Source organism: Janthinobacterium paucivorans, assembly GCF_051380805.1.
GTDB classification, from domain to species: Bacteria; Pseudomonadota; Gammaproteobacteria; order Burkholderiales; family Burkholderiaceae_D; genus Janthinobacterium; species Janthinobacterium lividum_D.
Map to the genome: position 1 here is coordinate 154,370 of NZ_JBNYXR010000013.1, position 9,896 is coordinate 164,265.

Below are 9,896 nucleotides of genomic sequence, written 5' to 3' on the forward strand. Positions count from 1 at the left end.
ATATAAAAGCGCCGTCGTGGCGGCAACGAGCATGCGATGAAATGCAGAATACGGGGATGAACGGCGTAAAAACGGGAATAAACGGTAGCTTGCAAGCAGCTTATTGGCCAACTATCGACCGACTATTGACCGACGCAAATCACTTTCGTGATGTATTCATGCGCGTTGGGCTTCTTGCTGGTGGCCCATTTGATGGCCTGATTGGCCTCTGCGATGGTCATGATGGTGGCTTTATCCTTCGACTTGATGAAGGACACGCCTTCAAACACGCCTTCCTTGCTGCGCATTACCTTGGCAAACACCGGTGGCTTGGTCTCGCCATCGCTGATTTTGTTCTGTTGCACGAGGTAACGCTGATCGATCTGTTCCATGATAATAAAGCTGTCCAGTGGTAAAACACGAAATATACCCTGAATGGACGAACGCCGCAGGATGAAATCGCTGCGGCGTTGCACAAATAGCCATCGGCAAGCCCGACAACACCGTTACACAAGCATTCAGGCGTAGACGGCGTTCTGCGTCGCGGGCTGCAGATTGACATCGTAAATCACCTGCGCGCGGATCGACGCTTCCAGCGAGGGTATCGAGCCGCCCGCGCGGTACTGGAAGCTCACTTGCAGCACGTCGCCAGCCTTCACGGACACCGGCGTGGCCAACGGCAAACACATGTAGTGATTCAGCCAGTCGATGGTGCTCGAGCGCTCGGGTACGACGGCCAGGATGTTCTTGGTGACGAAACGCAAGGCGTTCAGCGTACCGCTGCGCTCGACGACAAACTTGCCGTCAAAGCCGAACACGCTATCCGTGGGCTGGCTGAAGTCGATGATGCTGTACACGGACGGCGCTGCCAGTTCCTGCACGCCCGGATGGATGGCCGTGGTTTCCTGGAATTGCACGATGGGTGCATAAAAGCCTTCGAAATCGTATTCCTGCTGCATCGGTTGCACGGCCATGATAACGGCTTCAGGCAGGAAGATGGGCAGCGGGCCGCCAAAGCGGGCCAGGTAGCGGCGCTTGAACGATTCGATCACTTCCACCTGCTTTTCACGCAGCATGCCCACATGGATCATTTCGCAAATGACCACATCGACGGGTTCGGGCGGCAGGTACTCGAAGGCATCCGCGTGGACGACTTCGACTTTTTCTCCGTTCGGATTGAGCGCGAGCATCTTGCGCGCTTCCTTGACCATGTCCGGATTGAACTCCACGCACCAGACCTTGTCGGCGCGCGCGGCGGCGAACCACGACAGCACACCGGTACCGCCACCGAGTTCCAGCACCTTCATGCCGGGTTTCACCGCGTAATCGATCGCCGACTTGAAGCCGTGCATACGGTTCTGATCCATCAACATATTGTGGTGATAATGGACGGGGATAAATTGCCCCAGGTAACAACTCTCGATTTCTCGTTCATTCAGCATGTCTGTCCTCTTGGAGTCTGGCTCCGATGGCCTATCGGTTTTGTCATTCCAGAAAGCAGTGATATCGCACGGGCTGCGTGAGGGGCGGCAACACAGCAGCCGGCGCCTGGGATTGGCTTTAGTGCCCATGCAAAAAATCTCCTGATTAATGCGACAAGATCATTATCGTTAATAGGCAGGGAGAACAAAGGGCTGAGGTGAGAGGCAATTCCATGCCAGTTTCGGCGCTGGCATGGAAAATATTGCTAGAAAGATCAATTACGCGCGGCGCGCGCCTTTTGCGCCGCTGCGATGATGGCCGCCACGCCGGGCTTGTCGGCGGCTTGGGCGAACTGCGTCGCCGTCCAGCCGTGGTCGCTCTTCACACTGGCGTCCGCGCCCCAGGACAGCAGCAGCTTGACGGCGTCTTCCTGCCCTTCGCGGGCGGCAAACATCAGCGGCGTGATGTTGGCAGGCGCGCGCGCATCGAGCACGGCGTCGCGCTGCAGAAAAATCTTCATGCTGGACAAGTCGCCGGCCGCAGCCGCATAGTGCAGCGCCGTCCAGCCGCTCTGATTGACCTTGGCGCCCTTGGCCAGCAGGGCTTGCACGGCGTCTTGCTTGTGCATGTAAGCGGCCATCATCAGCGCCGTGTTGCCATTCGCAGAACGCGCGTCGATGTCGATGCCGGGCGTATCGAGCAGCAGCTTGAAGACCTTGTCCGCATCATCGCGCAGGGCCAGCACGAGCGCAATGTCGCCGCGCTGCGCGTCCAGCTGGTTCGGATTCATGCCTTCGGCCAGCATGCTGCGCACGCCACTGACATTGTTGACAGAGACGGCGCGGAAGAAGGCATCGGGCTCCGGCGCCGCTTGGCTGGCAGTGGCGCAGCACAAGAGCAGCGCCAGGACGAGTTTTTTCATCATGCTTAGCCTTACAAAGTTATTGCAGCTGATTAAGTTACTGCAGCTGATTGTGCTGGCAGTTGACTAAATAACTTGAAGAAATTTTCCGTCGTCTGACGCGCCACCTGCTCCAGCGGGATGCCTTTCAGGGTCGACAAATACTCGGCCACGTGGGCCACATAGCCGGGTTCGTTCATGCGGCCACGGAAAGGCACGGGCGCCAGATAGGGCGAATCGGTCTCGATCAGGATGCGTTCGAGCGGTACCTCCAGGGCCACGGCTTGCAAGTCTTTCGCGCTTTTGAAGGTGACGATGCCGGAAAAGGAAATATAGAAACCCATGGCTATGGCCGCGCGCGCCACTTCGAGTGATTCTGTAAAGCAATGCATGACGCCGGCCACGCCGCCGTCGGACACGCCAGCACCCTCTTCACGCATGATGCGGATGGTGTCTGCACTGGCTGCCCGCGTGTGTATTATCAGGGGCTTACGCGTGATTCTTGAGGCCTTGATGTGGGTCCTGAATCGTTCGCGCTGCCACTCCAGGTCACCCGTCAGGCGGAAATAGTCGAGGCCCGTCTCGCCGATGGCGATGATTTTCGGATGGTCGGACAGGCGCACCAGGTCGTCCACGGACGGTTCAGGCGTGTCTTCGTAGTCGGGATGCACGCCAACGGAAGCAAAAATATGCGGATACTGCTCGGCCAGGGCCAGCACCTGTGGGAAGTCCGGCAAGTCGACCGACACGCACAGGGCGTGCGTCACCTTGTTCTGGGCCATCTTGGCAAGAATTTCGGGCATGCGAGCAGCCAGCTCGGGGAAATTGATATGGCAATGGGAATCGATATACATAGGGCACGATTGTACCGGAGAGTGCAAAAACTGGCAGGGGAAACGCTGCGCCATCCCCTGCCGAGGCGCTACGCACGCTTGCAGTCGATTACAGCTGCGAGGCAGGGTGATGTGCCAGCGCAACGAAATTGCCGCTCGATTCGTCGAGCGCATCGAGCGAGCCGTTCTCGATGTCGTACACCCAGCCGTGCAGGGTCAGCTTGTTTTGCGCCATGGCCAAGGCTACCGAAGGATGGGTGCGCAAGTTATTGAGTTGCGCCACCACGTTGGCGCGCACCATGCCGTCAATGCGCGACTGTTCCGTCGGATGCTCGACCGATTCGTTGATCATGCGCGCCGCATCGGCATGGTGCAACCAACTGCGCACGGCCGGCATGTGATCCAGGCAGGCACAGGTGGCAATCGCCTTCATGGCGCCGCAATCGGAATGGCCGCAAATAACGATGTCGCTGACGTTCAAGGCCGACACGGCAAACTCCACGGTGGCGCTCACGCCGCCCGGTTCGGGACCATACGAAGGCACGATGTTGCCGGCGTTGCGGATAACGAAGAGCTCGCCGGGCTCACGCTGGGTCACCAGTTCCGGCACCATGCGGCTGTCGGAACAGGAAATGAACAAAGCCTTGGGGGTTTGGCCCGTGGCCAGCGTCTTGAACAGCGCACGGCGCGTGGGGAAAACATCTTTTTGGAAGCGTAAAAATCCAGCAATTATGTCGCGCATAAGTAAATACGGTGGTTGGCAAGCCGATATTATCGCTGATCTGGTACCGGTTCGCGCCTATTGCCCTGCCGCAGGCTGCCAGGGCACCCGCGCCCACACGAACGATAGCGCGACGAACTGCTCATGCGCCGCTACAGGCCCGTTTTACAGCAGCGGGCAAGCCTCGACCTGGCACTTGGCATGGCGCCGGGCAGGACAAACAGTACGACGCACTAGGCAAAAAGAGTTATCAAGATGTATAGTGGATGGCCGCTGCGTCGCCATGGGGTTGCGCGCGGAAACGTGGAGAGTGTTGATGCTGAAATTTGCCGGCCCTTTGATATTACTCGCCTGCCTGGCAGTGACGACGCCTACGCATGCCCAAGTGCAAACGCAAGCACAAGCACAAGCGCAAGACCGGCGCGACGCCCCCAAGGCCAGCCCCGTGGCGGGCTTGTGCGCACCGATGTGTGCGTCGGCGCGCCAGGATTGCCGCGCACAAGTGCAGCACGCAACAGAAGACGACACCAACCCGCTGCTGTCGATGAAGCCCAGTAGCAACCCCTACGTTGCCGCAAGCGGCGAAACGCGAGCACAGTCGCAGCAGTTGCAGCCGACGCAAGCCCAGGCCTTCCGCACCCGGCGCGCCGAACGCCAGCAAGCGTGTGAAGTGCAATACCGCAGTTGCACGCGCGCCTGCGGCTAAGCCATGACTGGCGCCTCAAGAACTAAACAATCTGGCTTAACTTGGCAACGCAACGGTTTGATTCTATTGGCAACTTGATGCATAGTCGAGCAGCATGTCTTCCAGGAACAGCTTGGGCGACAGGGGATGCTCGGCAATCGCCCGGCGCTCGTTGGCCGCCTTGATGGCGGCCATCAAGCGGCTGACGTTGATGCGTGCAGCCAGCGCTTCGAGCTCGCGCCGGTGGCGCGGATAGTAGCGGATGGTGCCAGACAATTTGACGCAAAACACATCGTACAGCCAGCGCTGCAAGGACGCCACCAGCGGCGCCAATGGCGCCTTTTGCAATTTATCGGCCGCCTTCAGGGCCGCTTCCACACCGGGATTAGCGAGCACTTGCAGCAACTGCTCCGTTTCATCGCGGCCACCCGACTCGGACTGCGCCAGCGCAGCCAGTGGTGCACCACCCTGCTCGCGCAGCCAGCTGTCGGCATCGTTCAAGCCTTGCTCCTTGAGCCAGGTCAAGGCCTGCGCGTGGCTGGGCATGGGCAAGGCAAATTTCCTGCAACGCGAGAGGATGGTCGGCAGCAAACGGTCCAGGCTATTCGATGCCAGCAGGAACAAGGTGCCCGGCGGCGGCTCTTCCAAAGTTTTCAGCAAGGCGTTCGAGGCCGGCGTATTGAGCGCCTCGGCCGGGTACAGCACCACCACGCGCAAGCCTTGGCGGTGCGTGGAAATGTTCATGAAGTCGGCCAGGTTGCGGATTTGCTCGATCTTGATGTCTTTCGACGGCGTCTTGGTCTTGGCGCTTTTCTTTGCACCCTCGCCCTCTTCGCCGTCATCGGCTACCTCGTCTTCCAGTGCTTCCGGACGCACGCGGCGGTAGTCGGGATGGTTGCCCTGGCTGAACCAGCCGCACGAGGCGCACGCGCCGCAGGCATGGCCGTCCGCGCGCACGTCTTCACACAGCAAGGCTTGCGCGAAATGCTCGATGAAATCGGCCTTGCCGATGCCTTGCGCGCCATGGAACAAAATGGCGTGCGGCATGCGCGGGCGCAAGGCTTGCAATTGCTGCCAGGCATCCTGTTGCCAGGGATAGAGAGAGCTAGTCATATCATTTTCTTTTATTCATCTTCTTTCAAATCCACGCCTTGCAAGGCCTGGCTCAAGCACTTTGCTCAAGCAGAACATCAAGCAATTGCGCGAGCTGGACTTGAATGTCAACGATGCTTTGCGTGGAATCGATAATGCGCAGGCGTTCAGGGAACTGCGCCGCGCGGCGCAGGTACTCGTTGCGCGTGGCGGCAAAAAAGTCCGATCGCTCCTGCTCGAACTTGTCTAGCGTGCGCGTGGCGTCCAGGCGGGCTCTAGCCACGGCCAAAGGCACGTCGAACAGGAACGTCAGGTCGGGCTGCAGATGCGGATGCACCCACGTTTCCAGCGCTTCCATCTTGCGCAAGTCCATGCCCCGGCCACCGCCCTGGTAGGCGAAGCTGGCATCGGTAAAGCGGTCTGAAATAACCCACTCGCCGCGCTCCAGGGCAGGTGCGATGACTTGCGCGATATGTTCGCGGCGGCTGGCAAACATCAGCAAGGCTTCCGTTTCCAGGTGCATTTTTTCATGCAGCAGCAGTTCGCGCAGCTTTTCACCGAGGCTGGTGCCGCCCGGCTCGCGCGACGACACGAGGCGTACGCCGCGCTGGCGCAGGTAGTCGGCGACAAAGCCGATATGCGTCGACTTGCCCGCGCCATCAATGCCTTCGAAGGTAATGAAGCGGGCTTGATAGTGTTGTGTCATGAAACTCTTACTCTGATGATAATGAATGCCGGCAATTACCGCTGATACTGGTTCACGGCGCGGTTATGCTCGGGCAGGTTGGTCGAAAACTGGCTGGTGCCGTCGCCGCGCGCGACGAAATACAGTGCCTGCGTGCGGGCCGGCGCCAGCGCCGCCGTCAGCGATTGCGCACCAGCCAAGGCGATCGGCGTGGGCGGCAAGCCACCGCGCGTGTAGGTATTGTACGGGGTGTCCGCTTCCAGGTCGCGTTTGCGGATCTTGCCGTGGTAGTTATCACCCATGCCATAGATCACGCTTGGGTCGGTCTGCAGCAGCATGCCTGTTTTCAGGCGGTTGACGAAGACGCCGGCGATCATGGCGCGCTCCGACTTTTGCCCCGTTTCCTTTTCCACGATGGAAGCCATGATCAGCGCCTCGTACGGGTTTTTATAGGGCAGGGCCGGATCGCGCTTATCCCACGCTTCGGACAGGCGAGCGATCATGGCCGTGTGCGCCTGCTTGAAAATCTGCATTTCGCTGGCGCCCTTGGCAAACAGATAGGTATCGGGAAAGAACAAGCCTTCCGGCAAGCGGTATTCCGGGCTGATTTTCGCCATCAGTTCCTTGTCGGACAAGCCCACGGTATCGTGCTTGAGGCCCGCGTGGCTGGCCATCGCCAAGCGCATCTGCTTGAAGGTCCAGCCTTCGATGATGGTCAGCGACTCCTGCGCAAATTCACCGCGTACCAGCTGCGTGATCAAACGCTGCGGCGTGGTGCCCGGCTTCAACTCATAGGAGCCAGCCTTGATCTTCGAGGTCTTGCCTTCGATACGCGCCAGCATGTTGAACAGGATGGGCACAATGGGCACGCCTGCGTCCGCGATCTGCTGGCCGGCCGCATGCGCGCCGCTGCCGGGTGTGATCGTAAACGCGATCGCTTCGCCTTGCGCAGTGATCGGTTGCTGCGCCCAGTACACAAAAGTAGCACCGACGCCGATGGCGGCGATGAGCGAACTGACTACAAGTTTTTTAAAGAAAGCCATTGTTCCGATTCTTGTGATGCGGTCGCTGGCAAACAGCGCCCGCTTGTTATGCTCGTTCATTTGTGAACAAAGTGCGCGCAAAGCGGCTCGATCACTGGCAATTTTGCCGCTGCCGACGCAATTTGCGCGAGATCACTATAATGAAGCCGTAATGATAATGCTTAATCGCTGATCTAATGGAAATTATGAATAACTGGAATCAATTTTTAACGGCACAAGGCGCCCGCTCCGCTACCCTCGATGGCACGCCGGACAGCAGCGCTGTGCTCACCGGCGTCGCCACCACTGCCGCCCCCATCGCCGATTTTGGCCAGTCCCTGTCAGTGTCCCAGCTGCAAGAAGGTTTTGTCGCGGCCATCACGGACCAGGGCTTGATCGGCCTGAGCGGCGACGATGCAGCCAGTTTCCTGCACGCCCAGCTGACCAACGACGTGGAGCACCTGAGCCAGGAGCAAGTGCGCCTGGCCGGCTACTGCACGCCCAAGGGCCGCTTGCTGGCCAGTTTCCTGATGTGGCGCAACGCCACCACCATTTATCTGCAATTGCCGCGCAGCATACAGCCAGCCATCCAGAAGCGCTTGCAAATGTTCGTGCTGCGCGCCAAGGCCAAGCTGCACGATGCCTGCGCCGATGAAGCGAATCAGGTCATCCTGGGACTCGGTGGCACGCAAGCGGGCGCGGCTCTGTCCACCTGGTTCAGCAGCTTGCCCGCCACGCCGTTCAGCAAGGTCGAACACGCGCTGGGCACCCTGCTGCGCGTGGCCGATGCATGCGGCAGCGCCCGCTATGAGTGGCTGACCTCTGCCGCCACGGCGTGCGAGGTGTGGCCGCAACTGGCCGCGTCCTTGCACAAAGGCGGCAACGATAGCTGGCGTTTGTCGGAAATTCATGCCGGCATCGCGCAAATCACGGCGGCCACGCAAGAGCAATTCGTGCCGCAAATGGTCAACTTTGAGCTGCTGGGCGGCGTCAATTTCAAGAAAGGCTGCTACCCGGGCCAGGAAATCGTCGCGCGCAGCCAGTACCTGGGCAAGCTCAAGCGCCGCACCACCCTCGTCAGCATTGATGATGCGGCGGCAGTAGCCGGCGGCGAACTGTTCGCCGTCAGCGACCCGGAGCAGCCTTGCGGCATGCTCGTCAACACCGCGCCTAACGGCAACGGTGGCATCGACGCCCTCGTTGAAATGAAGTTGGGCGCGATCGCCGAGGGTACAAGCGCAGCCGGCGCCGTGCGCTACGGCTCGGCCCAGGGCGTGTCCGTGCATTTCCTGCCCATGCCTTATGCGCTCGACGCACTCGACTTGTGAGAATGCCATGAAAGATTTATACATTTACTACCAAGTAAGCGAAGCACACGCCCAGGCGCTGGAGGCACGCGTGCGCGCCATGCAAGCCAAGCTGGCGGCCGCGTCCGGCGTGGCGCCACAGATCAAGCGCCGGCCGGAAGTCAAGGATGGCTTGCAGACGTGGATGGAAATCTACCCCGTGGTCGGCGAAGGTTTTGCCGAACAGCTCGCTGCTGCTGCCGCCGCGGCGGGCTTGTTGGCCCTCACGGCCGGTACGCGCCATACGGAAGTATTCATGGATTTACCTCCATGTGCCTGATCGTTTTTGCCTGGAAAGTCAATCCGCACATACCGCTGATTGCCGCCGCCAACCGCGATGAATTCTATGCACGCGCCAGCGCCCCCGCCGGCGCTTGGGCGGAACACCCGCAAGTGTATGCGGGCCGCGACCTGCAAGCTGGTGGCAGCTGGATGGGTATCACCCAGGCCGGCAGCGGCAGCTCGCGCTTTGCCGCCATCACCAATATCCGTAGCCCGCAAGAGCGCAACCCGGACGCCCCCTCGCGCGGCGCCCTGGTGGCGGACTATCTGGCCGGCACGCTGTCGCCGCAAGATTACATCGCGCAAATTCGTCCCGGATGCAAAGCCTACAACGGTTTTAATCTGGTGCTGGGCGACGCGCATACGCTGATCTGGCTCTCCAATCGGGGCGATGACGATGCGCGCAATGGCCAACCGTTGCAACCGGGCATCTATGGCTTGTCGAACGCCCTGCTCGATGCGCCGTGGCCGAAAGTGCTGAAGACCAAGGCCCAGTTCGCCAGCCTGCTATGCCAGGGCGCGCCCGACGATGCGTATTTCGACATGCTGGCCGACACCACGCGCGCGCCCGACTTCCGCTTGCCCGACACCGGCGTGCCGATCGACCTCGAGCGCGAGCTATCGGCCGTCTGTATCGAAACGCCGGGCTATGGCACGCGCACTTCCACTGTCGTGAAACTGTTCCCGAACTCACCCGGCGAACTGCATGAGCTGGTAATTCAGTAAGCCACTCTGGGGTCTCGCCCTAATGCCGTTAAGCTAGTGGTAGTGATGCTATTTTTAGCCCAGGAACAAGGACCGGGGTCGGACGCCAATCCACCCAAGTTAAGGAGCAAGCCCGCGCAATTGATGGCAAATCAATGAAATAGTGCTTGACGTGGCACCGGCTTTGCGCGGCCGCCGCCTTGCTGACCTCTCTTTTTTCGAC

General features: G+C 60.0%; 12 protein-coding genes. 4 read left to right on the plus strand and 8 right to left on the minus strand.

Going from position 1 to position 9,896, the window contains the following annotated elements; translation table 11 throughout:
* Positions 1-122: 122 nt before the first annotated feature.
* The 5 genes from ACQ4V8_RS16350 to ACQ4V8_RS16370 form a co-directional block, all read right to left on the minus strand.
* Positions 123-371, minus strand: coding sequence for a hypothetical protein (locus ACQ4V8_RS16350; protein ID WP_029496388.1), 249 nt, complete (start codon positions 369-371; stop codon positions 123-125).
* A 126-nt stretch (positions 372-497) separates the two neighbouring features.
* On the minus strand, positions 498-1,421 hold the full coding sequence (locus ACQ4V8_RS16355; RefSeq protein ID WP_010398024.1) for a class I SAM-dependent methyltransferase: 924 nt from the start codon (positions 1,419-1,421) through the stop codon (positions 498-500).
* A gap of 254 nt (positions 1,422-1,675) precedes the next feature.
* Entirely contained in the window at positions 1,676-2,326 is a 651-nt protein-coding gene (locus ACQ4V8_RS16360; protein ID WP_010398021.1) for an ankyrin repeat domain-containing protein, read from the minus strand.
* A 29-nt stretch (positions 2,327-2,355) separates the two neighbouring features.
* Entirely contained in the window at positions 2,356-3,156 is an 801-nt protein-coding gene (locus ACQ4V8_RS16365; protein ID WP_436571855.1) for a TatD family hydrolase, read from the minus strand.
* Positions 3,157-3,244: 88 nt separating this feature from the next.
* Positions 3,245-3,877, minus strand: coding sequence for a carbonic anhydrase (locus tag ACQ4V8_RS16370; RefSeq protein WP_010398017.1), 633 nt, complete (start codon positions 3,875-3,877; stop codon positions 3,245-3,247).
* Positions 3,878-4,172: 295 nt separating this feature from the next.
* On the opposite strand from ACQ4V8_RS16370, the gene ACQ4V8_RS16375 reads away from it, so the two are divergent.
* Positions 4,173-4,562, plus strand: a complete 390-nt coding sequence (locus ACQ4V8_RS16375; protein WP_436571856.1) for a hypothetical protein — start codon at positions 4,173-4,175, stop codon at positions 4,560-4,562.
* A 63-nt stretch (positions 4,563-4,625) separates the two neighbouring features.
* Here ACQ4V8_RS16375 and ACQ4V8_RS16380 read toward each other — a convergent pair whose 3' ends face one another.
* The 3 genes from ACQ4V8_RS16380 to mltG are packed head-to-tail and all read right to left on the minus strand — an operon-like array spanning position 4,626 to position 7,361.
* Positions 4,626-5,654 (minus strand): DNA polymerase III subunit delta', encoded by a 1,029-nt coding sequence (locus ACQ4V8_RS16380; RefSeq protein ID WP_436571857.1) that lies wholly within the window; start codon positions 5,652-5,654, stop codon positions 4,626-4,628.
* Positions 5,655-5,706: 52 nt separating this feature from the next.
* A complete protein-coding gene (gene tmk / locus ACQ4V8_RS16385) occupies positions 5,707-6,339 on the minus strand; it encodes a dTMP kinase (RefSeq protein ID WP_010398011.1) in 633 nt (210 codons plus the stop codon).
* A gap of 35 nt (positions 6,340-6,374) precedes the next feature.
* Complete coding sequence (mltG, locus tag ACQ4V8_RS16390) at positions 6,375-7,361, minus strand: endolytic transglycosylase MltG (RefSeq protein ID WP_010398010.1); 987 nt, start codon at positions 7,359-7,361, stop codon at positions 6,375-6,377.
* Positions 7,362-7,537: 176 nt separating this feature from the next.
* On the opposite strand from mltG, the gene ygfZ reads away from it, so the two are divergent.
* From ygfZ to ACQ4V8_RS16405, 3 genes are read left to right on the plus strand one after another with little or no spacing between them, the layout of a single operon-like run.
* Positions 7,538-8,668, plus strand: a complete 1,131-nt coding sequence (ygfZ, locus tag ACQ4V8_RS16395; RefSeq protein ID WP_436571858.1) for a CAF17-like 4Fe-4S cluster assembly/insertion protein YgfZ — start codon at positions 7,538-7,540, stop codon at positions 8,666-8,668.
* Positions 8,669-8,675: 7 nt separating this feature from the next.
* Entirely contained in the window at positions 8,676-8,966 is a 291-nt protein-coding gene (locus ACQ4V8_RS16400; protein WP_010398001.1) for a DUF4936 family protein, read from the plus strand.
* Positions 8,957-9,694 carry an NRDE family protein gene (locus tag ACQ4V8_RS16405; protein WP_070347252.1) on the plus strand — a complete coding sequence of 246 codons (738 nt, stop codon included), beginning with the start codon at positions 8,957-8,959 and terminating at the stop codon, positions 9,692-9,694. Before ACQ4V8_RS16400 ends, ACQ4V8_RS16405 begins: the two co-directional genes overlap by 10 nt.
* Positions 9,695-9,896 lie beyond the last annotated feature (202 nt).

Excerpts from the sequence above, each read along its gene's own strand:
- ACQ4V8_RS16350 (WP_029496388.1), bottom strand. The coding sequence starts at position 371 with ATGGAACAGATCGATCAGCGTTACCTCGTGCAACAGAACAAAATCAGC.
- ACQ4V8_RS16355 (WP_010398024.1), bottom strand. The coding sequence starts at position 1,421 with ATGCTGAATGAACGAGAAATCGAGAGTTGTTACCTGGGGCAATTTATC.
- ACQ4V8_RS16360 (WP_010398021.1), bottom strand. The coding sequence starts at position 2,326 with ATGATGAAAAAACTCGTCCTGGCGCTGCTCTTGTGCTGCGCCACTGCC.
- ACQ4V8_RS16365 (WP_436571855.1), bottom strand. The coding sequence starts at position 3,156 with ATGTATATCGATTCCCATTGCCATATCAATTTCCCCGAGCTGGCTGCT.
- ACQ4V8_RS16370 (WP_010398017.1), bottom strand. The coding sequence starts at position 3,877 with ATGCGCGACATAATTGCTGGATTTTTACGCTTCCAAAAAGATGTTTTC.
- ACQ4V8_RS16375 (WP_436571856.1), top strand. The coding sequence starts at position 4,173 with ATGCTGAAATTTGCCGGCCCTTTGATATTACTCGCCTGCCTGGCAGTG.
- ACQ4V8_RS16380 (WP_436571857.1), bottom strand. The coding sequence starts at position 5,654 with ATGACTAGCTCTCTCTATCCCTGGCAACAGGATGCCTGGCAGCAATTG.
- tmk (WP_010398011.1), bottom strand. The coding sequence starts at position 6,339 with ATGACACAACACTATCAAGCCCGCTTCATTACCTTCGAAGGCATTGAT.
- mltG (WP_010398010.1), bottom strand. The coding sequence starts at position 7,361 with ATGGCTTTCTTTAAAAAACTTGTAGTCAGTTCGCTCATCGCCGCCATC.
- ygfZ (WP_436571858.1), top strand. The coding sequence starts at position 7,538 with ATGGAAATTATGAATAACTGGAATCAATTTTTAACGGCACAAGGCGCC.
- ACQ4V8_RS16400 (WP_010398001.1), top strand. The coding sequence starts at position 8,676 with ATGAAAGATTTATACATTTACTACCAAGTAAGCGAAGCACACGCCCAG.
- ACQ4V8_RS16405 (WP_070347252.1), top strand. The coding sequence starts at position 8,957 with ATGTGCCTGATCGTTTTTGCCTGGAAAGTCAATCCGCACATACCGCTG.